General features: G+C 63.1%; 27 protein-coding genes and 1 tRNA gene. 8 read left to right on the top strand and 20 right to left on the bottom strand.

Annotated elements, in window-relative coordinates:
* Positions 1 to 19 precede the first annotated feature (19 nt).
* A complete protein-coding gene (gene epsC, locus BJ994_RS08055) occupies positions 20 to 607 on the top strand; it encodes a serine O-acetyltransferase EpsC (RefSeq protein WP_167993186.1) in 588 nt (195 codons plus the stop codon).
* 67 nt (positions 608 to 674) lie between these two features.
* On the opposite strand, the gene gndA is transcribed toward epsC, so the two are convergent.
* Complete coding sequence (gndA, locus tag BJ994_RS08060; protein WP_167993188.1) at positions 675 to 2,111, bottom strand: NADP-dependent phosphogluconate dehydrogenase; 1,437 nt, start codon at positions 2,109 to 2,111, stop codon at positions 675 to 677.
* Positions 2,112 to 2,346: 235 nt separating this feature from the next.
* Here gndA and BJ994_RS08065 point away from each other — a divergent pair, with 235 nt between their 5' ends.
* Positions 2,347 to 4,353, top strand: a complete 2,007-nt coding sequence (locus BJ994_RS08065) for an acyltransferase family protein (protein WP_167993190.1) — start codon at positions 2,347 to 2,349, stop codon at positions 4,351 to 4,353.
* A 61-nt stretch (positions 4,354 to 4,414) separates the two neighbouring features.
* On the opposite strand, the gene BJ994_RS08070 is transcribed toward BJ994_RS08065, so the two are convergent.
* The 4 genes from BJ994_RS08070 to BJ994_RS08085 all read right to left on the bottom strand — a co-directional run bounded on the left by BJ994_RS08070 (position 4,415) and on the right by BJ994_RS08085 (position 6,415).
* A tRNA-Val gene (locus BJ994_RS08070) sits at positions 4,415 to 4,490 on the bottom strand.
* Between the two features lie 75 nt (positions 4,491 to 4,565).
* Positions 4,566 to 5,513, bottom strand: coding sequence for an NAD-dependent protein deacetylase (locus BJ994_RS08075; protein WP_342450320.1), 948 nt, complete (start codon positions 5,511 to 5,513; stop codon positions 4,566 to 4,568).
* On the bottom strand, positions 5,510 to 5,995 hold the full coding sequence (locus BJ994_RS08080; RefSeq protein ID WP_342450321.1) for a redoxin domain-containing protein: 486 nt from the start codon (positions 5,993 to 5,995) through the stop codon (positions 5,510 to 5,512). Before BJ994_RS08080 ends, BJ994_RS08075 begins: the two co-directional genes overlap by 4 nt.
* On the bottom strand, positions 5,996 to 6,415 hold the full coding sequence (locus BJ994_RS08085; RefSeq protein ID WP_167993192.1) for a DUF3052 family protein: 420 nt from the start codon (positions 6,413 to 6,415) through the stop codon (positions 5,996 to 5,998).
* A 392-nt stretch (positions 6,416 to 6,807) separates the two neighbouring features.
* Here BJ994_RS08085 and aceE point away from each other — a divergent pair, with 392 nt between their 5' ends.
* The 6 genes from aceE (at position 6,808) to fabF (ending at position 14,684) form a co-directional block, all read left to right on the top strand.
* A complete protein-coding gene (gene aceE, locus BJ994_RS08090) occupies positions 6,808 to 9,549 on the top strand; it encodes a pyruvate dehydrogenase (acetyl-transferring), homodimeric type (protein WP_167993194.1) in 2,742 nt (913 codons plus the stop codon).
* 145 nt (positions 9,550 to 9,694) lie between these two features.
* Positions 9,695 to 10,933 carry a PucR family transcriptional regulator gene (locus BJ994_RS08095; RefSeq protein ID WP_245192269.1) on the top strand — a complete coding sequence of 413 codons (1,239 nt, stop codon included), beginning with the start codon at positions 9,695 to 9,697 and terminating at the stop codon, positions 10,931 to 10,933.
* A gap of 78 nt (positions 10,934 to 11,011) precedes the next feature.
* Positions 11,012 to 11,977, top strand: coding sequence for an acyltransferase domain-containing protein (locus BJ994_RS08100; protein ID WP_167993196.1), 966 nt, complete (start codon positions 11,012 to 11,014; stop codon positions 11,975 to 11,977).
* Positions 11,974 to 13,035: a beta-ketoacyl-ACP synthase 3 gene (locus tag BJ994_RS08105; protein WP_167993198.1), complete on the top strand. Its 1,062-nt coding sequence runs from the start codon at positions 11,974 to 11,976 to the stop codon at positions 13,033 to 13,035. Before BJ994_RS08100 ends, BJ994_RS08105 begins: the two co-directional genes overlap by 4 nt.
* Positions 13,036 to 13,115: 80 nt before the next feature.
* Positions 13,116 to 13,361 (top strand): acyl carrier protein, encoded by a 246-nt coding sequence (locus tag BJ994_RS08110; RefSeq protein ID WP_167993200.1) that lies wholly within the window; start codon positions 13,116 to 13,118, stop codon positions 13,359 to 13,361.
* 87 nt (positions 13,362 to 13,448) lie between these two features.
* Positions 13,449 to 14,684, top strand: coding sequence for a beta-ketoacyl-ACP synthase II (fabF, locus tag BJ994_RS08115; RefSeq protein WP_167993203.1), 1,236 nt, complete (start codon positions 13,449 to 13,451; stop codon positions 14,682 to 14,684).
* Between the two features lie 90 nt (positions 14,685 to 14,774).
* Here the strand turns inward: fabF and BJ994_RS08120 are convergent, their stop codons facing one another.
* From BJ994_RS08120 to rpsP, 15 genes are all read right to left on the bottom strand, one after another.
* Positions 14,775 to 15,278: a DUF3145 domain-containing protein gene (locus tag BJ994_RS08120; RefSeq protein ID WP_167993205.1), complete on the bottom strand. Its 504-nt coding sequence runs from the start codon at positions 15,276 to 15,278 to the stop codon at positions 14,775 to 14,777.
* Positions 15,279 to 15,529: 251 nt separating this feature from the next.
* Positions 15,530 to 16,480 (bottom strand): tyrosine recombinase XerC, encoded by a 951-nt coding sequence (locus BJ994_RS08125; RefSeq protein WP_167993207.1) that lies wholly within the window; start codon positions 16,478 to 16,480, stop codon positions 15,530 to 15,532.
* Positions 16,481 to 16,618: 138 nt separating this feature from the next.
* Entirely contained in the window at positions 16,619 to 17,194 is a 576-nt protein-coding gene (locus BJ994_RS08130) for a methylated-DNA--[protein]-cysteine S-methyltransferase (protein WP_167993209.1), read from the bottom strand.
* Between the two features lie 52 nt (positions 17,195 to 17,246).
* Positions 17,247 to 18,452 (bottom strand): DNA-processing protein DprA, encoded by a 1,206-nt coding sequence (dprA, locus tag BJ994_RS08135; protein ID WP_167993211.1) that lies wholly within the window; start codon positions 18,450 to 18,452, stop codon positions 17,247 to 17,249.
* Positions 18,449 to 19,990, bottom strand: a complete 1,542-nt coding sequence (locus tag BJ994_RS08140; RefSeq protein WP_167993213.1) for a YifB family Mg chelatase-like AAA ATPase — start codon at positions 19,988 to 19,990, stop codon at positions 18,449 to 18,451. Before BJ994_RS08140 ends, dprA begins: the two co-directional genes overlap by 4 nt.
* Complete coding sequence (locus BJ994_RS08145; RefSeq protein ID WP_167993215.1) at positions 19,990 to 20,346, bottom strand: YraN family protein; 357 nt, start codon at positions 20,344 to 20,346, stop codon at positions 19,990 to 19,992. Before BJ994_RS08145 ends, BJ994_RS08140 begins: the two co-directional genes overlap by 1 nt.
* Before the next feature lie 128 nt (positions 20,347 to 20,474).
* A complete protein-coding gene (locus tag BJ994_RS08150; RefSeq protein ID WP_167993217.1) occupies positions 20,475 to 20,801 on the bottom strand; it encodes a DUF2469 domain-containing protein in 327 nt (108 codons plus the stop codon).
* 7 nt (positions 20,802 to 20,808) lie between these two features.
* Positions 20,809 to 21,519: a ribonuclease HII gene (locus tag BJ994_RS08155; protein WP_167993218.1), complete on the bottom strand. Its 711-nt coding sequence runs from the start codon at positions 21,517 to 21,519 to the stop codon at positions 20,809 to 20,811.
* Positions 21,516 to 22,331, bottom strand: a complete 816-nt coding sequence (lepB, locus tag BJ994_RS08160; protein ID WP_167993219.1) for a signal peptidase I — start codon at positions 22,329 to 22,331, stop codon at positions 21,516 to 21,518. The genes BJ994_RS08155 and lepB (BJ994_RS08160) overlap by 4 nt, the downstream gene beginning before the upstream one ends.
* Positions 22,332 to 22,373: 42 nt before the next feature.
* Positions 22,374 to 23,057 (bottom strand): signal peptidase I, encoded by a 684-nt coding sequence (gene lepB / locus BJ994_RS08165; RefSeq protein WP_167993220.1) that lies wholly within the window; start codon positions 23,055 to 23,057, stop codon positions 22,374 to 22,376.
* Positions 23,058 to 23,080: 23 nt separating this feature from the next.
* The gene (gene rplS, locus BJ994_RS08170; protein ID WP_167993221.1) at positions 23,081 to 23,440 is read right to left on the bottom strand and encodes a 50S ribosomal protein L19; all 360 of its coding nucleotides are present in this window, start codon (positions 23,438 to 23,440) and stop codon (positions 23,081 to 23,083) included.
* A 225-nt stretch (positions 23,441 to 23,665) separates the two neighbouring features.
* Positions 23,666 to 24,436 carry a tRNA (guanosine(37)-N1)-methyltransferase TrmD gene (trmD, locus tag BJ994_RS08175; RefSeq protein WP_167993222.1) on the bottom strand — a complete coding sequence of 257 codons (771 nt, stop codon included), beginning with the start codon at positions 24,434 to 24,436 and terminating at the stop codon, positions 23,666 to 23,668.
* A complete protein-coding gene (gene rimM / locus BJ994_RS08180; RefSeq protein WP_167993223.1) occupies positions 24,436 to 24,993 on the bottom strand; it encodes a ribosome maturation factor RimM in 558 nt (185 codons plus the stop codon). The genes trmD and rimM overlap by 1 nt, the downstream gene beginning before the upstream one ends.
* A gap of 95 nt (positions 24,994 to 25,088) precedes the next feature.
* A complete protein-coding gene (locus BJ994_RS08185; RefSeq protein WP_167993224.1) occupies positions 25,089 to 25,331 on the bottom strand; it encodes an RNA-binding protein in 243 nt (80 codons plus the stop codon).
* 1 nt (position 25,332) lies between these two features.
* Complete coding sequence (gene rpsP / locus BJ994_RS08190; RefSeq protein WP_167993226.1) at positions 25,333 to 25,737, bottom strand: 30S ribosomal protein S16; 405 nt, start codon at positions 25,735 to 25,737, stop codon at positions 25,333 to 25,335.
* Positions 25,738 to 25,758 lie beyond the last annotated feature (21 nt).

A 25,758-nucleotide genomic window follows, 5' to 3' on the forward strand; every position in this document is an offset into this window, starting at 1 on the left:
CTGCAACAGAAGGTGGTCTGTGAGCTTTTTAGCGAGACTGCGAGAAGACCTCGAGGCGGCCCGGGCACATGACCCGGCCGCCAGGGGTGATATTGAGAACGGCGTCGTGTACTCGGGGCTTCATGCCATCTGGGTGCATCGTCTAACCCACAGGATGTGGCAGGTTGCTGCCCTCCGGTTTCCGGCACGGGTTCTGTCCCAGGCAGCCCGCTTCCTGACGGGGATCGAGATTCATCCGGCCGCAACGATCGGTCGCCGATTCTTCATTGATCACGGCATGGGAGTGGTTATTGGCGGCACCGCGGAGATCGGCGACGACGTGATGATGTACCAGGGCGTGACCCTCGGCGGCCGCTCGCTTGAGAAGGTGAAGCGCCATCCGACTATCGGAGACCGGGTGACGATCGGCGCCGGAGCAAAGGTTCTCGGGCCCATCACCATCGGTGCGGGAAGCGCGGTGGGAGCGAACGCCGTCGTCGTAAAGGACACACCACCAGACTCCATCGTGACCGGGATCCCGGCGACCTTCCGCCACCGGGACTCGGCCAGGGAGACCCAGCCTGCGGTCGATCCCGCAGAGTACATCGACCCGGCGCTCTATATCTGAACGTCTTATTAGCAAATGTGAATGCCCCGGCGGGGATCCGCCGGGGCATTCACATTCGTGCTGGGGGCTAGTGGGTGTCGACCGCTTCGACCTCCGAACGGTCCTCACCCCAGAGAGTGTGGAAGGTTCCGTCAGCGTCTACCCGGTTGTAGGTGTGGGCTCCGAAAAGGTCGCGCAACCCCTGGGTGAGGGCAGCGGGCAGTCGTTTGCGGCGCAGTCCATCGTAGTAGGCGAGCGACGAGGAGAACACAGGAACGGGAATGCCGAGCTGCACTGCAGCCGCGACAACGCGGCGCCATGCGGGAACCGCGCCGGCAATTGACTCGGCGAACGCCGGTGCAAGGAGCAGATTTGCCGGCTTCTCCTCGGCAGCGTAGGCCTTCATGATGTCGTCCAGCAGCTCAGCGCGGATGATGCACCCGGCGCGCCACAGCGATGCGATTTCATCAAGCTTGAGTTCCCATCCGTACTCGCCTGCAGCTGCGGTGAGCATGTCGATGCCCTGTGCATAGCTGACCAGCTTTGATGCATACAGTGCGAGCCGCACATCCTCCACAAAATCCTCAGGCAGGTCGACGCTGCCCTCATGACCCTGCAGAATCTCCTGCGCCAGTTCCCGTTGTCCGCGCTGCGACGAAAGCCCCCGCGCGAACACCGATTCAGCAATACCCGATGTCGGGCTACCGAGTTCCAGTGCCGACACCACCGTCCACCGGCCGGTGCCCTTCTGGCCTGCGGAATCCACGACGACGTCGACAAACGGCTTACCGGTGCGCGCATCAGTGTGCGCGAGCACCTCGGCAGTGATCTCGATCAGGAACGATGAGAGCGTTCCGGTGTTCCAGTCCGTGAAGATCTTGGCCTGCTCGGCAGGTTCGATCCCCGCCGCCGTACGAAGGACGTCGTACGCTTCACCGATAACCTGCATGTCGGCATACTCGATGCCATTGTGAACCATCTTGACGAAGTGCCCTGCGCCGTCCGTACCGACCCAGCGGCAGCACGGCTCGCCGTTGTACTTTGCGGAGATCTTCTCAAGCATCGGGCCCAGCGAATCGTAGGACTCCCGCGATCCACCCGGCATGATCGAAGGACCAAGAAGTGCGCCCTCCTCACCACCGGAAACCCCCACGCCCACGAAGTGCAAGTCCTTCTTGGCGAGTGCTGCTTCACGCCGGCGGGTGTCCTCGTAGTGCGAGTTGCCGGCGTCGATCACAATATCGCCGGGTTCCAGCAGCGGTTCAAGCTGATCGATGACGGAATCCACCGGAGCGCCGGCCTTGACCATGATCAGAACGCGGCGAGGCTTCTCAAGTGAATCGACAAGTTCCTGCAGGGTCTCGGTACGTACGAAGTCGCCCTCGTCTCCATGCTTGTCCAATAAGGCGTCTGTCTTCTCGACAGAACGATTGTGCAGGGCCACGGTGTAGCCATTGCGGGCCAGGTTCCTGGCAAGGTTCGCTCCCATAACGGCCAGGCCGGTCACACCGATTTGTGCACTCATCAAGTCTCCATCTGCAGGTTCGCCCCGTGGTTAGGGGCGCATATACGTTGTGACGCCCCTATGCGCCTTGGCAGGTTCCACCCTATTACCGGGCTCGCCGTCCGTGCCAGACGGCGCTCGCCCGTACAGGTAATCAGTCGACACAAAAGCGAGCGGCAACGGTGTGGGCGAATGTGCAACCTCCGTTACCAAATTGATATGTTCGAGAGAATCCAACCGAAGTGAGGAAGTGTTGATGCACCGTCCGCCCCATGCCGCCGCTGGGTTCCGTCCGGACATTCAGGGCCTGCGGGCCGTGGCAGTCCTCGCGGTTGTGATCTATCACGCCGGTGTCTCCCTGGTGCCCGGAGGTTACTCCGGCGTCGACGTCTTCTTCGTCATCTCAGGGTTTCTGATTACTTCACACCTGCTCTCAACCCTCCGTGACCACGGCACAATCAGGCTTTCCGACTTCTACGCCCGAAGGATTCGCCGCATCTTGCCGGCGGCGTTGACGGTCCTGGTACTGACCGCGCTGGCCTCCGTCCTGTTAGTGCCGCGGGTAGACGTGCCGGGCACGCTGGAAGACGCCGCCGCGACGGCTCTCTACATGCCGAACCTGCTCTTCGCCGCGCAGGGAACCGACTACCTGGCGGAAACTTCGCCTTCGCCGTTCCAGCACTACTGGTCCCTCGGCATTGAGGAACAGTTCTATCTGCTGTGGCCTGCGGTGCTGCTGGGTACGTTCTTCCTGGTCCGCCGGTCGAACAGGCGGCTTGCCGCTGTAATCGCTGCGCTTGTTGCAGCGTCCTTCGCCAGTGGACTTGTCCTGCTCGAGGTATCCCCGCCGTGGGCCTTCTTCTCCCTGCCCAGCAGGGCATGGGAACTCGGCGTCGGCGCCCTGGCAGCGCTGGCACTGCGCCATGCCGCAGGACGCCTCTCCACCGCCGTCGGGCGCGTGCTGATCTGGAGCGGGCTTGCAGGGATGCTGACGGGATTTGTGCTGCTGACCTCGACGACCCCGTTTCCCGGCGTTGCCGCCCTCCTGCCGACTCTGTCCACCGCCGCCGTAATCCTCGGCGGGTCGGCTGCGCCGCACCCCGCGCTGCTCACCAATCGCCCCATGCAAGCAATGGGCAAGTGGTCTTATTCGCTGTATCTGGTGCACTGGCCGCTGCTCACGATTCCGCAGTTGGCTGTTGGCGTGGAGCACCCGCTGCCACTGGCTGGAACTCTTGCGCTCGGCGCTCTGAGTGTCCCGCTGGCGATCCTGCTGCACCGCTACGTTGAGGGACCCTTCCGCCGTGGGCCAGCCAGGGGAAACATCCGCCGCACTGGACCCACACTCGCAATGGCGACTGCCGGATCCCTCGTGATTGCCGGCTCGGCGTACGGCGCGGGCCTCTACATCGACCGGACTCCGGCCACGGCAGCACAACCGGCGGAACGAAAAGCCGGGCTCCCCTACCCGGAAGGCACGCCCTTCGTGCCCTCGAACGTGACGCCGGTGCTCGAGCGGGCCGCGACCAGCGCGCCGCCGACCAACGGCGACGGATGTCACGCTCCGGTGAAGCAGACCGAACCGCAAGCCCACTGCATCTACGGCAATCGTGAAGCCACGCAGGATGTCGTGTTGTTCGGCGACTCCCACGCTGAACAGTGGTTCGCGGGAGTGGACCGTCTGGCCCGGGACAATGCGATGCGGTTGCGCACGCTCACCAAGGCCTCCTGTCCTGCGGTGTCCATCTCGATCGAACGGCAGGGTGCTCCGTACACAGAATGCGACCAGTGGCGGGAAGGGGCGCTGCAGACGATCCGCGAGGTCAAACCACGACTGGTGGTGCTGGGCAACTACGGGCGCGTAACACCGGTGGACGATTCGAAGGATCTCCGCAAGCAGTGGGAAGAGGGCCTTCGAGCGACCATCGACGCGCTACCGGAGGGGACAGAAGTGGTTGTCATGGCTGACACACCGTTTCACGACTCCGCTCCGGCGTCCTGTCTGTCAAGGAACATCGATGACGCGGCGGCGTGCGACGCGGAGCCCGAGGAGGCACTGAACGCTTCGCGCGCCGCCGTCGAGCGTAGGGTAGCCGAAGAAACGGGTGCGCGCTTCCTCGACATGAACAAGTACCTGTGCGCCGAGCACTGCCCTGCCATCATCGGTGACATCCTTGCCTACCGGGACGCGCACCATCTCTCGGAACCCATGGGCGAAGCGCTGGCTCCGCGGCTTGCGGCTGAACTCGACAAGGAACTCTAGGTGGGGGTATGCAAGAACCCCGCCATTCCGGCTTGCATGCGCGGATTGGCGGGGTTCTTCGTGGTGGGTCCTACCGGGATCGAACCGATGACATCCACGGTGTAAACGTGGCGCTCTACCAGCTGAGCTAAAGACCCTTGGTGACTTCCCGGGCTGTCGCGGCCCCTCATCACGAGGAATTACTCTACCGGAACCCAGCGGCGCAACGCCAATCAGCCCGCAACGCCGGCACCCAATGACGGAAGGGCCCGTGCGAGGTATGTCAGGGCTTCCGAAACTCCCACCTCAAGCTTCAGCGAGGCCAGATCGTCTCCGCGGGTTGTCCCGCGGTTGATGATCACCACGGGCTTCCCGTCCTTCTTCGCTTGTCGGACGAAGCGCAACCCGCTCATCACAGCCAGTGACGATCCGGCCACAAGGAGGGCGCCGGCGTCGTTCACCAGCCCATACGAACGCTCCACGCGGTCCTTGGGGACGTTCTCTCCGAAATAGACAAAGTCGGGCTTGAGCATGCCCCCGCACACCGGGCACGGCGCGACGACGAAGCCCGCCGTATCGTCGACGTCGGCGTCGGCATCCGGCGCGACATCTCCCGCGTCCCCAGCGAGGTCGAGGTACCCCGGATTGAGTGCCTCCAGCAGTGCGGCAATCTCCTCGCGCGTGAAGTGGCTGCGGCAATTCAGGCAGAGAACCCTGTCGTAGGTCCCATGCAGGTCCACCACGTTGGTGCTCCCCGCCACCGAGTGCAACCGGTCAACGTTCTGGGTGATGAGGCCGGTGAGCAGCGCACGCTGCTCCATCAGTGCGATTGCCCTGTGCCCGGCATTGGGGTCCGCACGCCGGAGGTGATGCCAGCCCACATGGTTGCGGGCCCAATACCGGCGGCGAAGGGCATCATCACCCACGAACTGCTGGTAGGTCATTGGGCTCCGTGGCACGGAGTTCGGCCCTCGGTAGTCCGGAATACCTGAATCCGTGCTCAGGCCCGCACCGGTCAGGACCGCCAGGCGCCGTCCTTCAAGCAGCTTTGCGGCACCGGTGAGGAGCTCAAGTTCACGGTGTGAGAGTGAACCCTGTTCCGCTGCCTCACCCCTCGCAAAACCGGTCGTCCCGAAGCCGGGCAGTGAAGAAGCGTGCGGGACGGCCGATGACTCGGTCACGGGCCCACGGCCCTCGCGGTCGAAAGGCTGTGGAGGGCACTCAGATAACTATCGAAAGGACGCACGTCACCGAGCGCGGCATCGATCCGCTCGATGACGACTCCGTCGGGATCAAGGAAGAAGGTGGCGCGCCTCGCATAACCCCTGGTGTGGTCGAGCACACCGTAGGTATCGGCTACGGCTCCGTGCGGCCAAAAATCCGCGAGCAGATCGAAGTCATAGCCACGTTCTTCTGCGTAGGCACGCAATGTGTATTTTGAGTCGACAGAGATGGCCAGTAGCCGGACGTTTCTGCCGCGGAACTCCTCTGACTGCGCCTGCAACTCGTCGAGTTCGCCGGTACAGACCTGCGAAAAAGCAAACGGGTAGAACACGAGCGCAGCCGCAGTCCCGCGAAGCGACTCAAGGCTGACCGGCTCCCCGTGCTGGTTGGGAAGCTCGAAAGCGGGGGCTAGCCCGCCGACCGAAGTCAGTTGGTCCACCTACTGTTTGCGGCGGCTGACCAGCCGCGTGGCGGCCCAGTCGTGCGAAACACCGGCCGACGACGTAGCGTGAAGGCCCGCTGTGGGCGCTGCCTCCTGGACTTCAGACGGGGCAACGTAGCCGTCGCGTCCCGATTTTGGCGTCAACAACCAAACAACCCCGCCGTCGTCGAGGCAGGTCAACGAATCGACCAGCGCGTCAACGAGGTCGCCGTCGTCGGAACGCCACCACAGGACTACGCCGTCAACGACGTCCTGGTCTTCTTCGGTAAGCAGCTCGGAGCCAATCTCATCCTCCAGATCAGCCCGGAAGTCGAAATCAACGTCTTCGTCATACCCAAGTTCCTGAACAAGGTCGCCATCCTTGAAACCCAGTTTGTCCGCCACGCTATCTGCGGTGGCGGCTTCGGCCTCGCTCACTTTTTTCCTCCCGAAAGACTGTGTTTCGCCCGATGGTGCCTATGACTCGACCTCCACCGTACGTTGATATGCATTATTACCAGCCAACACCCTTAAGCGCTACGCTTCAACCCGCGCTCCGCGCCGACAGGCACGACGACGCCGTCTTGACGCTCGATTGCGCCGCACCAGTAGCGCAATGTCAGCGACAACCCGGCCTGCCGGTGTCGTAACCTAACCGCTCGACCGCCCGACCAGCTACGCATGACTCATGCCACGGGGCTAGAGTGACACAGTGAATCCGTAGATCGGGCAAACGCCGGCGGGGTTCGATGTGCTTCGACGAGCAAATGCCCGAAGCGCAAAGTCGTAGACGTCGCAGACATAATCTGCGGATTGAAAGAGGTTTTGGGATGGCTGCTGATCAGGGGATTGTGGGTTCGGGTTCTGTTGATTCGGATCCGGAGGAGACGGCTGAGTGGGTTGAGTCGTTTGATCAGTTGGTTGATGTGCGGGGTTCGGAGCGGGCTCGTGAGGTGTTGGGCCGGTTGTTGGCCCGTGCTGGTGGGCGGTCTGTGGGTTTGCCGCCGGTGGTGACGACTGATTATGTGAACACGATTCCGGTCGATGAGGAGCCGGAGTTCCCGGGGGATGAGGAGATTGAGCGGAAGTACCGGGCGTGGATGCGGTGGAATGCTGCGGTGATGGTGCATCGGGCGCAGCGTCCGGAGATTGGTGTGGGCGGTCATATTTCCACGTACGCGGGGGCGGCGACCTTGTATGAGGTGGGGTTCAATCATTTCTTCAAGGGTAAGGATCACCCCAGTGGTGGGGATCAGATTTTCTTCCAGGGCCACGCGTCCCCGGGGATGTATGCGCGGGCGTACCTGGAGGGCCGGCTCACCGAGGAGGACCTGGATGGGTTCCGGCAGGAGAAGTCCAAAGAGGGTCACGCACTGTCCTCGTATCCGCACCCGAGGTTGATGCCGGAGTTTTGGGAGTTCCCGACGGTGTCGATGGGGATCGGTCCGATGAACGCGATCTATCAGGCCCAATCCAACCGGTACCTGCAGAACCGGGGGATCAAGGACACCAGTGGGCAGCAGGTGTGGGCGTTCCTCGGGGACGGGGAGATGGATGAGCCCGAGTCGCGGGGGTTGTTGCAGCTGGCCGCGAATGAGGGTCTGGATAACCTGAATTTCGTGATCAACTGCAACCTGCAACGCCTGGACGGGCCGGTACGGGGTAACGGGAAGATCATGCAGGAGTTGGAGGCGTTCTTCCGTGGTGCCGGGTGGAACGTGATCAAGGTGGTTTGGGGCAGGGAATGGGATGACCTGCTTGAGGCTGATACCAGCGGGGACCTGGTGAAGATCATGAATGAAACCCCGGACGGGGACTATCAAACCTACAAGGCCGAATCCGGTGGGTTCGTGCGGGATCACTTCTTCGGGAAGACCCCTGCGACCAAGGACCTCGTCGCTGACATGAGCGATGCCCAGGTGTGGGGCCTCAAGCGCGGCGGACACGACTACCGCAAGGTCTACGCCGCGTATAAGGCCGCCACCGAGTTCACCGGTAAACCCACCGTGATCCTGGCCAAAACCGTCAAGGGCTACGGACTCGGCGCGCACTTCGAAGGCCGCAACGCCACCCACCAAATGAAAAAACTCACCCTTCAGGACCTCAAAGACTTCCGCGACCACCTCCGCATCCCCATCAGCGACGAGCAGATCGAGGGAGATCCTTACAACCCGCCGTACTACCACCCGGGACCGGACTCTCCGGAAATCCAGTACCTGCATGAGCGCCGTAAGGCGCTCGGCGGCTATCTGCCGGAGCGCCGCAGCAAGCACGCCGACGTTGTACTGCCCGGCGACAAAGCGTACGAAGTTGCCAAACGAGGCTCCGGGAAGCAGCAGGCCGCAACCACCATGGCCTTTGTGCGTCTGCTCAAGGATCTGATGCGTGACAAGGAGTTCGGGAAGCGCATTGTGCCGATCATCCCGGATGAGGCGCGTACCTTCGGCATGGACTCGTTTTTCCCGACGGCCAAGATCTACAATCCCAAGGGGCAGAACTACCTCTCTGTTGACCGCGATCTGGTGCTCGCCTACAAGGAATCGATTGAGGGCCAGATCCTCCATGCCGGTATCAACGAGGCCGGTTCCGTCGCGGCCTTTACGGCTGCCGGCACGGCATACGCCACCCAGGGTGAACCGCTGATCCCGATCTACGTCTTCTACTCCATGTTCGGGTTCCAGCGCACCGGCGACTCCTACTGGGCTGCCGGAGACCAGATGACCCGCGGCTTCATCATCGGTGCCACCGCCGGCCGTACCACCCTCACCGGCGAAGGCCTCCAACACGCCGACGGCCACTCACCGTTACTGGCCTCGACCAACCCTGCCGTAGTTACCTACGACCCGGCGTACGGATACGAGATCGGGCACATCATGCGGGACGGATTGGAACGCATGTACGGCAACGGCAACGCGGTGTCCGGTACCGATCCGAACGTCATGTACTACCTGACGGTGTACAACGAGCCGATCCTCCAGCCCGTCGAGCCGGAGAACCTTGACGTAGACGGCCTGCTCAGGGGTATCTACAAGCTCAAGGACGGGCACGCTGCCGACAACGCGCCGACGTCGCAGATCCTCGCCTCCGGCGTGGCAGTGCCATGGGCTCTCGAAGCGCAGCAGATACTTGCTGACGAGTGGGGTGTGTCCGCGGATGTGTGGTCAGTGACGTCCTGGACCGAACTGAGGCGTGACGCGCTCGCCGCAGAGGAAGACGCCTTCCTCAACCCCGGCGAAGAAGCACGCGTGCCCTTCGTCGCACAACAACTCGGCGAAGCACCCGGACCCATCATCGCCGTCTCGGACTACATGAAAGCCGTCCCCGACCAGATCCGGCAGTTCCTCCCCCAGGACTTCGCCACCCTCGGCGCCGACGGCTTCGGCTTCTCCGACACCCGAGCCGCCGCACGACGCTACTTCAAGATCGACTCACACTCCGTCGTCGTACGCACCCTCGAACTCCTCGCCAAACAAGGCAAAGTCGACCCCGACGCACCCCGCCAAGCAATCGAAAAGTACTCACTGCTCGATGTGAATGCAGGCACTACCGGGAACGCGGGCGGCGACTCCTAGCACCGTTCCCTTCCTGCCGCATGGTGGCCCACCCCAAGGGCGACCATGCGGCAGCGGGCTTTAATCCAAGCTCCTCAGAACGTGCCTTCTTTGTAGCCTTCGTACAAAATAGGGGCCTCGTGCACCTGGTGAGTATGCTCAATGCATGGCATCGTCCACTGGCCCGCGCGGCACCTCCCTGCCCGCACCTGACTCTGCAACGGTGGACCGGTTGCGGACCCAGATCGGTGCGCTCTCAACTGCAACGCTGAAGCAGTTGGACTCAACGCTCCCCTGGTACCGCAACCTCCGTCCGGACGAGCGTTCGGCGCTCGGGCTGGTAGCGCAGAAGGGCATCGCCTCATTCGTCAACTGGTATCAGAAGCCGGTATCACCTGCCTGGGTGCTAAGCGACGTCTTCGGAACCGCCCCCACCGAGCTGACGCGCTCCATCAGCCTTCAGAAGGCCCTTCAACTGATCCGCGTCGTAGTGCAGGTGGTCGAGGACCAGGTCCCTGACCTCGCCTCAGACGCAGACCAGGGGCCGCTGCGCGAAGCGGTGCTCAGATATTCCCGGGAGGTGGCCTTCGCCGCGGCGGACGTGTACGCACGGGCGGCGGAAACCCGTGGATCCTGGGATACCCGGCTCGAAGCGCTGGTGGTGGATGCCATCCTCCGGGGTGAGAGCTCAGACGCCCTGCGGTCCCGCATCGCGGCGGTCGGTTGGAAGTCGCAGGCACGGATTACCGTCATGGTGGGCAGGTCCCCCTCAGAACCGAATGCCATGTTCCTCAACGAACTGCGCCGCACCACCGGACGCCTTGCGGAGGACACCCTGGTGGGAATCCAGGGCGACCGCCTTATCCTGGTGCTCGGTGGAGTTCAGGACAGGGACAATTCCTACCGCAAACTCAGCGAGCTTTTCGGGCCGGGCCCAGTGGTCTATGGGCCGGAGTCCGCCTCGCTCGTGGCGGCCAGCAGTTCCGCCCAGGCGGCGTTCGCAGGCCTGACCGCCGCACGCGCATGGCCTTCCGCTCCGCGCCCGGTGGCAGCCGACGACCTGTGGCCCGAACGCGTCATCTCCGGCGACGATACAGCGCGGAAGGCCCTGCTGCGCAACATCTACCGGCCGCTCGTCAACGCGCAGAATGGGCTGGAGGAGACGCTCTCCGCGTATCTCTCGCTGGGTCATTCACTGGAAGCGACGTCACGTGAATTGTTTGTTCACGCCAATACGGTCCGCTACCGTCTGCGGAGGGTGTGTGACATCACCGGATGGGATCCGCTCCTCCCCCGCGAGGCGTTTGTTCTGCAGACGGCGCTGGTAATAGGACGTCTCGCTCCCCCACTCAAAGGCGTTGCCGACCGGGCGGGTGCGAGGCTGGACCGCACCGGTTCGTTGTAGACTTCCTACAAAGTGCCTCCGGGAGCTTCGTGCACCGGAACACCCTGCAACAGACATCCTCTTTGGAAAGCTTGATACGTGCTTGCAATTCTCTGCCCAGGACAGGGCTCCCAATCTCCCGGGTTCCTGACCCCCTGGCTCGACCTGCCCGGTGTGCGCGAGCACCTCGAAGCGCTCAGTGACGCTGCGGGACTGGATTTGATCCGGCATGGAACGGTCTCTGACGAGGAGACAATCCGGGATACCGCGGTTGCTCAGCCGCTTATCGTTGCCGCCGGCCTGGTTGCGTCGAGGGTGCTGCTCGAGGATGCCGCGCTCACCGCTTCCACCGTCATTGCCGGCCACTCCGTGGGCGAGCTGACCGCCTCCGCGATCGCCGGAGCACTTACCGAGCAGGACGCCGTCGCGCTGGTAAAGACCCGCGCGCAGGCCATGGCAGCCGCTGCCTCCGTGACACCCACGGGCATGAGCGCCGTACTGGGCGGGGACCACGACGACGTCGTCGCCACCCTTGAGCGCCACGGTCTCACTCCGGCGAACGCAAACGGCGGCGGTCAGATTGTCGCTGCGGGCACCCTGGACCAGCTCACGGCGCTCGCTGCGGATCCGCCGTCGAAATCCCGGGTTATCCCGTTGAAAGTGGCCGGCGCCTTCCACACGCACCACATGGCCACCGCAGTGGAGGCGCTCGAAGCGCTTCGCCCCTCGTTGTCTCCGACAACTCCGCTGGCTACACTGCTTTCCAATTACGACGGCGAACCAGTCGCGTCCGGCGAGACCAACCTGGACAGCCTGATTGCACAGGTTTCGCGTCCGGTCCGCTGGGATCTCTGCATGGCGCGTCTGCAGGCGATGGGTGTGTCCGGGGTACTCGAGCTTCCCCCCGCCGGTACGTTGACCGGGTTGGCGAAGCGGGGCATGCGCGGAACTGCCGGCCTCGCGTTGAAGAGCCCCGAAGATCTTGATGCTGCACGTACTTTCCTTGCAGAGCACTCCCGCACAGCGGGTCCAGTTGCTGCCCCGATCGCAGAAGGAATCGAGTGACCACTCCCACCCTCAAGCAGGCTGCCCTGCGCGAACACACCCGTATTCACGGACTTGGAATTTTCCGTCCGGACGTAATCGTCACAAATGACGACATCTGTCAGTGGATCGATTCCTCGGATGAGTGGATCCGGCAGCGCACCGGCATTGTTACCCGCCACCGTGCGGACAAGGACACTTCCGTTATCGACATGGCGGAAGCGGCCGGGCGTGCAGCAATGGCCGACGCCGGAATCGAGGCTTCGCAACTTGGTGCGGTCCTTGTCTCGACGGTGACGCACCCCTACGCCACGCCGTCAGCCGCCGCGCAACTCGCGGACCGGCTGGGCGCTACCCCGGCTCCGGCCTACGACATCTCTGCCGCCTGCGCAGGCTACTGCTACGGCATTGCACAGGCCGATGCGCTGGTGCATGCAGGAACCGCTGAGTACGTGCTCGTGGTCGGCGTGGAGAAGCTCTCGGACTTCATAGACAACTCTGAGCGCACCATATCGTTCCTTCTCGGTGACGGGGCGGGAGCCGTCGTCGTCGGTCCTTCTGATGCGCCGGGCATTGGCCCCTCTGTGTGGGGTTCGGATGGAAGCAAGCACGAATCCATCCGGATGACGCACTCGTTGCTGGACATCAGGGACCTCTCGCTGGCTGCCCGCGCCGACGGCGGACTGACCGCAGGCGCCTCAGCAGAAACTGAAACAGCGCTCTGGCCAACCATGCGCCAGGACGGCCCTACGGTGTTCCGCTGGGCGGTCTGGGAGATGGCGAAGGTTGCCCAGCAGGCGCTCGATGCGGCAGGTATCCGCGCCGAGGACCTTGTTGCCTTCCTGCCCCACCAGGCGAACATCCGGATCATCGACGAAATGGTCAAGCAGCTCGGAATGCCGGACCACGTCGCGGTTGCGCGGGACATCGTCGACGCCGGCAACACATCGGCCGCCTCTATCCCCCTCGCAATGCACCGCCTACTCTCCGAGAACCCGTCTCTGAGCGGTGGACTTGCGCTGCAGATCGGCTTCGGAGCGGGTCTCGTGTTCGGCGCGCAGGTAGTTGTCCTCCCATAATTTTCCACAACGGGACCGCAATCTGCGGTCCGATCAAACCCATCCGGTCACAGACCGGAACCACAAGAAAAGGAGCCACCATGGCTAGCAACGAAGAAATCCTCGCCGGACTTGCCGAGATCGTCAACGAAGAAACCGGCCTCGCACCGGAGTCCGTCGAGATGGACAAGTCCTTCACCGACGACCTGGACATCGACTCCATCTCCATGATGACCATCGTGGTCAACGCCGAGGAAAAATTCGGTGTCCGTATCCCGGATGAGGAAGTCAAGAACCTCAAGACCGTTGGAGACGCCGTCGGCTTCATCGCCAACGCACAGTCCTGATCCGGGAGCGGCGATGCGCGCAATCTGCCATCGCCGCCCCATCCGATCTCCGTTCCACGGCAACAACGACGCATCAGAGAGTGAACCATGGCACGCAAAGTAGTCATCACCGGCCTGGGCGCCACTACACCCATCGGCGGCGACGTTCCCACCATGTGGGAAAACGCGCTGAAGGGTGTCTCAGGGGCCCGAACAATCGAAGCCGACTGGGTAGCGGAGTACGAGCTGCCCGTCACCTTCGCAGCACAGGTGTCGACGCCGGCGAGTGAGGTCCTGAGCCGCGTTGAAGCCAAGCGCATGGATCCTTCCACCCAGTTCGCGGTCATCGCAGCACGGGAGGCGTGGCGCGACTCCGGGCTGGAGGAGGTCGACCACGACCGCTTCGCAGTGGCGTTTGCCACCGGAATCGGAGGTGTGTGGACTCTGCTCGACGCCTGGGACACTCTTCGCGCGAAAGGTCCTCGCCGGGTCCTTCCGATGACGGTGCCCATGCTGATGCCCAACGGCCCGGCAGCGGCAGTGAGCCTCGACCTTGGCGCACGTGCCGGCGCCCATACTCCCGTTTCAGCCTGTGCTTCCGGAACCGAAGCCCTTCATCAGGGGCTTGAACTTATCCGCTCCCGGAAGGCCGACGTTGTCATGTGCGGCGGCGCCGAAGCGGCCATTCACCCGATGCCGATCGCGGCTTTTGCGTCCATGCAGGCGTTGTCGCGCCGCAATGATGATCCGGAACACGCGTCACGGCCCTACGACATCGACCGTGACGGCTTCGTCATGGGCGAGGGCGCCGGTGCGCTTCTCCTAGAGGCAGAGGAACATGCGCTGGCCCGCGGAGCACGAATCTACGGCGAACTGGCCGGAACTTCGGTAACCGCGGATGCGTATCACATCACGGCTCCCGACCCCGAGGGGCTCGGGGCTACCCGTGCTTTGAAGGCGGCCATGTTCGATGCACGCGTTCAGGCTTCGGATGTTGTCCACGTGAATGCGCACGCGACATCAACGCCCGTTGGAGACCAGCCCGAGTACGTTGCACTGAAAACCGCTCTGGGGAACCAGGTGGAATCCGTCGCGGTGTCCGCGACCAAATCACAGACAGGACACCTCCTCGGTGCATCCGGCGCAGTAGAGGCGGTCATGACGGTTCTCGCGGTTTACGAGCGGAGGACTCCGGTCACCATCAACCTCGAAAACCAGGATCCGGAGATTCCACTGGACGTAGTGACCTCTGCCCGGGATCTGCCCGGAGGTGACATTGTGGCGCTCAGCAACTCATTCGGGTTCGGAGGGCACAATGCCGTGATCGTGGTCAAGAACGTCTGATCGTCCCGGGCAGATTCTGCCCAACATGCTGGAGGCCCGGATACTTGTGTATCCGGGCCTCCAGCATGTTTCGGGTAATGACTGCGCGCTTTAGCCCACCTGATGCAGCCAGCGAACCGGAGCGCCTTCTCCTGCATGACGGAAGGGTTCTAGTTCCTCGTCCCAGGACTCGCCCAACGCCAGGGACAGCTCGTGGTAGACGGCCGCGGGGTCGCCCGCTCCGGTCTCATAGGCGTACCGGATACGGTCTTCTGAAATCATCACGTTGCCGTGGACGTCAGTTGTTGCGTGGAAGATTCCCAACTCCGGAGTGTGGGACCAACGCCCGCCGTCGGCTCCGGCGCTCTGTTCCTCGGTGACTTCATAACGCAGATGCGCCCAGCCGCGCAGGGCAGACGCCAATTTTGCTCCCGACCCTTGAGGGGCAACCCAGGAGAGTTCGGCGCGGAACATTCCGGGCGCGGCAGACTGCGGCGACCACTGGAGATCCACTCGCTGGTCGATCACCGATCCGATGGCCCACTCGATATGAGGGCACAACGCAGAAGGGGCTGAGTGTACGTACAAAACACCGCGAGCCATCACAACAGACATTCCATCCTCCATAGCTGTAGGTACGTCTTCCCCAACGACCTTCAGCTTCCGGTGGAAACGTTGCTGCTGCTTCGGTGTCCCGGAAACAACCTCCGGGATATGCACTTGCGTGTACAGTCAGTCCGCATGCGTAGTGAACTACGGTTCATTGTGCCGTAAGAACCCGAATTGCGCCAGTGTAATTAGCTGCTGCCGTACGGTGGCTGGATTCACGGACGTTGCTTCTGACTGGCGGCTTACCTCCAACTTGATCAGGCCCTCGGGTGCGCCTGCTCGTAACTCCGTCGGAGGCGGTCAACCGACACGTGTGTGTAAAGCTGGGTGGTCGAGAGGCTGCGATGCCCGAGAAGTTCCTGGACGGACCGCAGGTCCGCACCGCCGTCGAGCAGGTGCGTTGCTGCCGTGTGACGCAGCGTGTGGGGGCCCCTAGCGCCGGTGCCTTCAACGGTGCGCAGGAGCTTGTCCACAATTGACCGCGCCTGGCGTTGATCGAGGCGCCCTCCCCGGGGGCCGAGGAAAAGCGCGGCGCCGCTCTCGGTCCGCACCCACCGAGGCCTTCCTCTTGCCAGCCAGTCGTGGACGGCGTGTGCTGCCGGAACGCCGTAGGGAACGGTGCGCTCCCGGTTTCCTTTCCCAAGAACCTTGAGGGTCCGGCGATCAGTATCGAGATCATCGATGTCCAGTCCCACCAGCTCGCCCACACGGATCCCGGAGCCGTACAACAGTTCCAGTACCGCACGTGCACGCAGGGCAGCAGGCTCCCCGCCAACGGCCGCCGCCTGCGTTGCCGCCAGCAGAGGCTCGAGCTGGGACACCGTCAACACATCCGGCAACGCACTTTGTCGTTTTGGCGCCTTGAGGCGAAGGGAAGGGTCCGCCGGGATCAGGTCCTCCCTTGCCGCCCACGCCAGAAAACTCCGGACGGTAGCTGCCCGGCGTGCCAGCGTGGCTCGGGACTGGCCTGTCCGGTCCAACGAGCCTAGCCACGCCCTCAGGCAGGAGAGATCGACCTCCTGCAGCGAGGTCAGTCCTTGTCCGGCGGCGAAGGCGGTAAAATGTTCGATATCGCCGCGATAGGCGCGAATCGTGTGGGCAGAGCGATTTCGTTCCTGTGCGAGATAACGGATGAAGCCCTGAGCCTCATTCGTGAACGCTGGATATCCGGGAGCATCAGCCGCGGCTCCGCTCCCTGTAGTCCTCATCACCCGAGCCTGCCTGCCGTAACTGTATCCATAAGCGTGTGTTGTAACCACTGTGAGCCAGGACCTTGAAGACCTCAAGGAGGCGCACCGCGATGCATCCTTCCGGCCCTCCGCAGCGACAGCTCACACTGCCGGTCATTACGCCACGGCGGACATCGCTACGGTCGTTTCCAGCTCAAGGAGCGCGCGCTTCACGGCGACACCCGCCGCGTAACCCGTGATCGCTCCGCCGGAACCCACGACGCGGTGGCCGGGAATGACGATCGAGAGCGGGTTCGCCCTGACGGCGGCGCCTATCGCCCGTCCCATGTCCTGGTTACCCATGGCAGCGGCAATGTCCTTATAGGTACGCGTTTCACCGTACGGAATCTCCGAGACAGCTGCCCACACCTCGCGTTGGAAATCGGTTCCACGGTTCAACACGTAGGGGATCCTGTCAGCTATCTGTCCGCTGAAGTAACCTTCGAGCCATTCAGTAGCGACGCGGAACACCTCCGCGGCATTCTCGCTCTCCAAGCGGGCCGCATCTACGCTTCCGGCTTCCGATCCTCTTGGGTTGTCAGCTTCGCCGGCGAGCGGGTCAAAAGGCGCACCGAGGAGGACAGGAGACGGCTCAGGTGAGTGGTACTCATGATAGACACCGGTCAGGCCGCCCCCGCGGGCCACCAGAACCAGTCCACCGATCGGACTATCGAAAATCGTGAAAGTTGTCATGGTCGTGCATTTCCTTTGTGAATGTGTAGGTGTGCCTGAATTGTGGAAGGACCTAGTGCCGTGTCTTGCGCCACCCGCCGTCGTCGGACCGTTCCGCCAGCTTGTCCGCCTCAAGGCGCCCGAGACCCGAGAGGACGCCCGGCAGGCTGAGCCCGGCAACCGACGCAAGCTTGTCCACCGTCGAAGACGCCCTGACCGGCAATGCATCAAGAAGCAGGAGGTCCTCCACTGTCAATCCGTCGTGGACGGCTTTGACCGCAGGACGTTCCGGCCCTGACACCAATGCCAAAGGGCCGGCAAGCTCGGCGATTTCGGCTGCATCAGTGACGCAGATGGCACTGCCATCGCGGAGGAGTCGGTGACACCCCGCCGAATTAGCGGATTGGATAGACCCGGGCACGGCTCCGACTGCGCGCCCGAGACCAGCGGCATGGTGTGCCGTGTTGAGGGCGCCGGAGCGCCACCGGGCTTCGGCGACCACCGTGACCGCGCTCAAGGCTGCGATGAGCCTGTTTCGCTGGAGGAAGCGCCAACGAGACGGAGCTGAGCCCGGAGGGACCTCCGAGACCAGCAAACCCCTGCGGGCGATTTCCCTCAGGAGCTCTTCGTTGCCAGCCGGGTAGTAGCGGTCAATGCCGCATGCCAATACACCGAGGGTAGGAAGCGGGTGGTCTTCCCGCGCGGTCATCAGCGCCGAGCGATGGGCCTGCGCATCAATACCATAGGCTCCGCCCGAGACCACCGTGTACCCGCGGTTAACCAGTCCGGCCGCCATCTCTGCCGTGACCGAGGAGCCGTAACTGGTACTGTCGCGCGATCCCACGATGGCCACCACCCGTTCGAGCGGAGGAATGGTTGTAGGAGACTCGCCTCGTACCCACAGGCACAGCGGCATTCCGAGCTGAAGGTCGGTGAGTGCAGCCGGCCAAGCCTCCGACTCCGGAGTCAGCAGGGTACCGCCAAAGCGTTTCACCGTCTCCAGATCGCGCAGGGGTACCAGGCTGTCCTTCCTTGAACCCCACCGGGCAACCGCTCCGGTCAATACGTCGGTGCGCACCTGGTGACCGGTGTCAGCGAGAACCTCGAGGAACGCACGGTGCAGGGTGGGCCCGCAGCGGGTGCGGCCGGTTGCGATTCCCAACGCCTCTTCTGGCCCCGCGGCTGCGACCAGGGCCATCCCGATGTTGTCAGAGGGTTCGAACAATCGGGACAGCGCTGCTCGGGCAATCTGTACCTGACTCCAGTCGGCGGCGCTCATGCTGCGTCCTGCTGGGTCCTGAAGACCAGTGCCAGTTCAACGTCGTCACTGCTCGGTATTGATTTCCCGGCGAGGTCCGCTACGCTCCACGCGACGCGCAGCACTCGGTCATAGCCACGCTTGGTTATTGCCCCTTGCTCCATGGTTAGATCCAGCGACTTTGTTGCCTTGCGAGACAGGCGAAGTTCATCATGAAGCAATTTGGCGGGAACCTCTGCGTTGGTATGGAAGCCCCATTGGAACAGCCGGTCCCGCTGCATTTCCCGTGCCCCTGCGACCCTGGCGGCAACCGCGGCACTCGTGTCGGTAGCTGGAGAGCCTGAGAAGTCCTTCAGCGCCACACGGTGCATGGCCAACTGCAGGTCAACCCGGTCAAGGAGTGGCGCCGAAATCCGGCCGAAGTAGAGCCTTCGCTGCTGCGCGGAACATGTGCAGTTCATGCCTTTGCCGCTCGCCAGACCGCACGGGCACGGATTCGCGGCAAGAACCAGCTGGAATCTGGCCGGATATGTTGCTGTACCGGCCGCACGGTGCAACACAAGCTCGCCACTTTCCAACGGCTCCCGCAACGCATCGAGAATTCGGCGCTGGTACTCAGGCGCCTCGTCCAGGAAGAGGACGCCCCGGTGTGCCCGCGAGGCTGCACCGGGACGCGGAATCCCGCTTCCCCCGCCGATGATGGAGGCGGCGCTGGCTGTGTGATGAGGGCTCTCGAACGGTGGCCTGCGGCGCAGTTCACGACACGCAACGGCGCTACTGAGCGAATGGATCGCGGTCACCTGCATGGCCTGCTCGTCCGTGAGATTAGGCAGTATGCCCGGGATCCGCTCTGCGAGCATGGTTTTTCCCGCACCGGGCGGGCCGACCATCATGAGGTGGTGCGCCCCGGCCGCGGCGACCTCCACAGCAAGGCGTGCATCTGACTGCCCGGCGACGTCGGACATGTCCTTGGGCACAATCGCGACGTCCCTGGGTTGAGCCATGCGGGAGAGTTCCGGCTGGTCCGGTGTGGGAAGCTCCACTGCGGCAGCGTCCGCCCCGAAAGCCAGTGCCACCTCCGCCAGAGAATCAAAGCCACGGACCACCGCCTGCGGAACGAGGGCGGCTTCGGCGGCGTTATCGCTTGCCACGACGATATTCGGATAGCCTGCCTCGACGGCAGCCATGACCGCCGGCAGGACACCGTTGATTGCCCGGAGGCGACCGTCGAGGCCGAGCTCGGATAGAAAGACGGTGCGGCCGCAGTTCCGGATGTCTCCGGCAGCGGCCAGCGCTGACATGACGATTGCGAGGTCGAAACCGGATCCACGCTTCGGCAGAGACGCCGGAATCAGGTTCACTGTGATCTTCCGCCGGGTCAGCGGCAGTCCGGCATTCCGGGCCGCTGCCCGGATCCGCTCCCGGGCTTCCGACAAGGAAGCATCTGGTAGGCCCAACAGGACGAAAGCGGGCAGCGTCTGCCCGATGTCAGATTCGACCTCGACAATGTACCCGTTCAGTCCCACCAGTGAGATGGCGTACGTGCGGCCGAGCGGCATCAGCTCACCGCCCGAAGGTGGTCAATCACCGGTGCGTTGACGCCGTCGTCGACGATCGCGACCGCATCCACACGGAACCCTGAGAACCGAAGGTCGTGTGCGCGTGCCCACCGCGAGGCAAGGAGATACAGCCGCTCCAGCTTGCCCGGCGTGATGGCCTCGAGCGGATGGCCAAACTTCTCCGTGGACCTGGTCTTTACCTCGACCACCACCAAAGTGGCGCCGTCGACGGCCACGAGGTCGATCTCGCCTACCGTGCACCGCCAGTTCCGGTCAATGACCCGGAGCCCGGCGTCTTCCAGAAACCGGGCGGCCAGCGCTTCACCGCGCCTGCCCAGCTCGTCCTTTGTTTTCATACGAACACCTCCGGATCCAGCCTGATGCAGGATGAATCCGGAGGCATCGTTTTAGCTGGTTATGTGGGTAAAGCCAGCAAAATCGGGCCACTGTGGAGCAGGAGTCAGGACCGGACGTGCAAGGGGGGTCAGCCGCCGAGCGAGCCGTCCTTCGGCAGGGAGATGTCGTCAGTCTTGGCCAACTCCTCAACGTTGACGTCTTTGAACGTAATGACCCGGACAGTCTTCACGAACCGGGCGGACCGGTAAACATCCCACACCCAGGCATCATTGAGGGTCAGGTCGAAGTAGATTTCGCCGTCCGCCGAGCGCGCCTGCAAATCCACGTGGTTGGCGAGGTAGAAACGCCGCTCTGTTTCCACCACATAGTTGAAGAGACTGACGACGTCGCGGTACTCACGGTAGAGCTGCAACTCCATGTCGGTTTCGTAGTTCTCAAGATCCTCGGCGCTCATTAATCCATCATCCCCCAATTTCGACGGCGGGCACGCTCATACCTGTGCCCGTGCCGAGGCGCCACGTACGGCGGTGCTCCCGGCTTGGCCCGAGACCGTCAATGGCTGCCCTGTGGCCGGCGGTGGCATAACCCTTATTGATCTCCCAGCCGTACCCCGGGTAGCGCCGGGAAAATTCGACCATGAGATGGTCGCGTTCCACTTTGGCCAGGACGCTCGCGGCGGCGACGCTCAGGCACTGAAGGTCCGCTTTGATCCGGGTGTGAACCGGCGCGTCGCAGCTGATCTCCCGGGTCTCGACGTCCTCGAACAGGGAGCCCTGGGCGGAAGGTGCCAACCAGTTATGGTTTCCGTCGAGAATCACAGCATCGGGCCGCACCGTCCGGCTGGCCTGCGCCCACGCACGGTTCCCTGCCGCGCGCAGCGCTGCCATCAGGCCCGTTGCGTCAATTTCGCCGGCCGTAGCGTGGCCAACACCGTATGCGAGTGCCCAGCGCTGAATCTTCGGCACCAGTGCTTCCCGGTCAGCAGCGCTCAGAAGCTTGCTATCCCGCACACCACGCAAGCCCTTCGCAGCAGTGATATCGATGACTACCAGCCCAACAGTTACCGGTCCGGCAAGGGCCCCCCGGCCCACCTCGTCACAGCCGGCTAGGAAGCGATGGCCTTCTGCAAGGAATGACCGTTCGTACCGCAGGGTAGGCGCCTTCCCGGTCACGGCGCTGAGTTCTCCCGCCCGGTGCTCTGGGGGGCTTCGGGGACGCCTGCGAAGACATCCGGGTAGTTGCCAAGGAATCCGATACGGTCCAGCGGCCAGGCGATGACTGCCGCCTTGCCTTCGATATCATCCACGTCGATGAATCCTTCCCCTGGCCCGTCCTGGTTCGCCCTGGAATCTGCCGAAGCGTTTCGGTGGTCCCCCATGACCCAGATTTCGCCTTCCGGCACCGTGACGTCGAACGGGACATCGGAGGGGTTTGCTCCGGGATATAGGTAGGGCTCGTTCAGCGGTTCGCCGTTGACGGTGATCCGCCCCTCCGCGTCGCAACAGATTACGCGGTCCCCTTCAAGGCCGATCACCCGCTTGACCAGGTGCTGCTGGGACTGATCCGGCAGCAAACCGATGAACACCAGCGCATCCTGGAACCAGTTGGTCGACGTGGTGCCCGGAGCCGGCTCGGGAAGCCAGCCCTGGGTATCACGAAAGACGACGACGTCGCCGCGCTCCAGCGCGAACGGCTCGGGGACAAGCTGGTTGACGAAGATTCGATCGTCAATCTCGAGGGTGTCCTCCATGGACCCCGAAGGAATGAAGAACGCACGAAAAAGGAATGTCTTGATGAGGAAGGAGAGAAGCAGCGCAACCGCCACGATGATGAGAATTTCCCTGGCCCAGCTGCCAAGACTCCGGTTCTTGGATTCTTCTGGGGCATTGTCCAAGGGCTCACCATCTCCGGGAACATCGAATCGCGGCGTGTCCGCAGGCTCTTCGGCGCCGTCGTTCGGTGTTCCCGGGTAGGTCTTTGCCATTGAAGTGAATCCTCTACTGTGCGTCAGGGTTGGTCCTGCCGGTTACGGCGCGTCGGCTGGGCGTGGGATAGCTGCTGCGTTAACAGGGGGCCAGACTACGCTGATCGCACGGCCGATGACCCGCTCCTCGGAAACCAGCCCGCCTCCTGGAGCACCCAACAAGCCCCGTGAATCGAATGACTCCGACCGGTGATCACCCATCAGCCACAACTTACCCTCTGGAACAGCTACCTCGAACTTCATTTCGCTCGGCGCGTTCATGGGGAAAACGTAGGGCTCCTCGAGTGCGTTCCCGTTGACGGTGACTCCCCCGCTGGAATCGCAGCACGCAACCAGGTCCCCGCCCACGCCCACGACGCGCTTCACATAGACCGTTTCGGTGTCGCCAAGCCCGAAGAATCGCATGGTATCCGTCAGCGCCTGCTCGACGCCTCCGGGGCCAAGGGGGGCAAAAGAGCCTCTTCCATCGAAGACAACAACGTCTCCGCGCTGGATCTCGCCGAATACATAATCCGTACGTGAGACCAGCACCCGGTCCCCTGCTTCCAGGAGCGGTTCCATAGAGCCGGAGGGGATGTAGAAGATGTCGACAAGCAGCGCCCGCACAGCCACGATGGTCAGGCAGGCGAGGGCAACCGCATAGAACACAAAGCGCCAGCCCGAAGTTCCGGGCCGGCGCTTTGTGGGCTGCCTGGTCTTCTTCCGTGGAACGGAGAACTCAGGCATGGTGAAGCTTGTGAATCCGCGGACTACTTGGCGGTCTTCGGATCCCGCTTCTCCTTGATCTTTGCAGCCTTGCCGCGGAGATCACGCATGTAGTACAGCTTCGCTCGGCGTACGTCGCCTTTGCTGACGAGCTCGATCTTGTCGATGACCGGGGAGTGAACCGGGAAGGTACGCTCAACGCCGACACCGAAGCTGACCTTGCGAACGGTGAAGGTCTCGCGTAAACCGTCGCCCTGGCGTCCGAGAACGAAGCCCTGGAAGACCTGAACACGCGTGTTCTTGCCTTCAATGATGTTGACGTGAACCTTCAGGGTGTCGCCCGCACGGAAGTTGGGGACATCGCTGCGCAGCGAGGCTGCATCCACACTGTCGAGAATATGCATGTGCATTGCTCCTGGTGAACGCCACAGGTCATTCACGTTGGTCACAACGACAAAGACCTGCAGAACAGGCAGATGCCGTTGAAGATTGAGTACCGGGCGCCCCTTGGCGGTTTCCGGTGTGCCGTCTGCGTTGGTGACGCTCCCCCTGTGGCAGGCGCGCACCCAGTTGGCACGAGTGTCAATTATGCCACAGTGCGGCCGCGATGGCAGAACCGAAGGTATCTCTCAGTTCTGGGTAAGCATTCCGTCGACCACCGCATAGCCAGCCTCTGCCAGAACGGCGAGATCGGCGGCGTTGAGTGCCTCCACGTCCAGTTTGCCGAGCAGATCCGGGCGGCGGAGGACAGTGCGGCGCAACTGTTCGTCCCGGCGGTAGCGGGCGATGCGAGCATGGTTACCGCTGAGGAGTACCTCCGGCACTTCGAGCTCGCGCCAGGAGGATGGCTTCGTATAGACCGGGTACTCAAGCAGCCCGTCCGCGTGGGACTCCTCGATCAGTGACTCAGGATTTCCGACGACGCCGGGAAGCAACCGCGCGACCGCTTCCACCATCGCGAGCACAGCCACCTCTCCCCCGTTGAGCACATAGTCGCCGAGGCTCACGGGTCGGACGTCGAACGAGTCCGCGGCCCAGTCGAGCACCCGCTCATCGATCCCTTCATAGCGACCGCAGGCGAAGACGAGATGTTCTTCCTCCGCGAGCTCGTGTGCCATTGCCTGGGTGAAGCGTTCCCCGGCGGGAGAGGGAACGATCAGCACAGGACGCGAATCACCGCGCACGTCCTCCAATGCCTGAGCCCAAGGCTCCGGTTTCATGACCATCCCGGCACCTCCGCCGTATGGCGTGTCATCGACGGTCCGGTGCCGGTCGACCGTGAAGTCCCGCAGGTTGTGGACGGTAAGGGAGAGCAGCCCGTCCTGCCGCGCCTTGCCGATCAGCGAGAGCTCCAGGGCGGCAAGGTACTCAGGAAAGATGCTGACGACGTCGATGCGCACTAGCTATCGCTGACGTTCGGGTGTGACTCTTCGGCCTGGTTTGAACCGGGAAGGTTCAGTTCCAGCAGCCCCGCCGGCGGAGTCAGGAGCACGAACCCACCCTCGATATCCACCTCGGGCACAATCTCTGAGACGAACGGCACCAGCACTTCCTCGCCGTCCGGCCGCTCGATAATCAGCAGGTCCTGGACGCTCATGGTGCGCAGGGCACTCACCCGGCCGACGACGTCGCTCCCCACCCGGGCCTGGAGGCCGACCAATTCGTGCTCATACCAGGCATCGCCGTCGTCGTCGTTGTCCTCTTCGGAGTCAATGAAGAGCTGTGCGCCGCGCAGGAGCTCGGCGGCGTTGCGGTCGGCAACCTCCTCGAAGCCGAGAATGAGGATGTCCTTGTTCCAACGTGCACTGGAGATCGTCAACGGACCGCTGGAGGCAGGCTCCACACGAAAAACGGCGCCGACTTCGAACCGCTCTTCGGGAGCGTCCGTGAAGAGCTGCACGGTAACCTCACCGCGAATGCCGTGGGGCTTGCCGATGCGGGCAACCTGCAGGTCCATCTGGTCTCCGGTTTCGAATTGATGTGGGCGGATCGTGAAAAGTCCGGCCCCAACACTGGCGTGGTGGGGCCGGACTCGGAAGCATGTGCTGCTGGTCAGCGGCGGCGGTCGGTGTCCACGACGTCGACCCGCACCGGCTCGCCGTCTGCGAGGGCTGAGATGACAGTGCGCAGGGCGCGTGCTGTCCTTCCCTGCCGGCCGATGACGCGGCCGAGGTCTTCCTGGTGAACCCGGACCTCGAGCGTCTCGCCGCGACGGTTGGATTTGGTGGATACCCGGACGTCGTCAGGGCTGTCCACGATCCCGCGAACGAGGTGTTCCAGCGCTTCAGCGAGCAATTTACTCAGCCTCGGAAGCTTCTGCCTCAGGCTCGTCGGCCTTCTTGCTCTTCTTAGTGATGGCCTCGGGCACAATGACCGAACCCTTCTCAGGTGCCGTGAAGGCTTCCTTCGGGGCCTTGGTCTTCAAGGTGCCTTCCTGGCCCTCGATACCCTTGTACTTCTGCCAGTCACCGGTGATCTTGAGGATCGCGGCGACCTGCTCCGTGGGCTGTGCGCCGACTCCGAGCCAGTACTGTGCACGGTCCGACTTGACCTCGATGAACGAGGGCTCTTCAGTGGGGTGGTACTTGCCGATCTCCTCGATGGCACGTCCGTCGCGCTTGGCGCGGGAGTCCATGACGACAATGCGGTAGTACGGTGCGCGCATCTTGCCGAAGCGCTTCAGGCGAATCTTTACGGCCACTTGTGTGGTCACTCCTTGTTG

Origin of the sequence: Arthrobacter pigmenti, assembly GCF_011927905.1 — a bacterium.
In the GTDB taxonomy this organism is placed as follows: Bacteria; Actinomycetota; Actinomycetes; order Actinomycetales; family Micrococcaceae; genus Arthrobacter_D; species Arthrobacter_D pigmenti.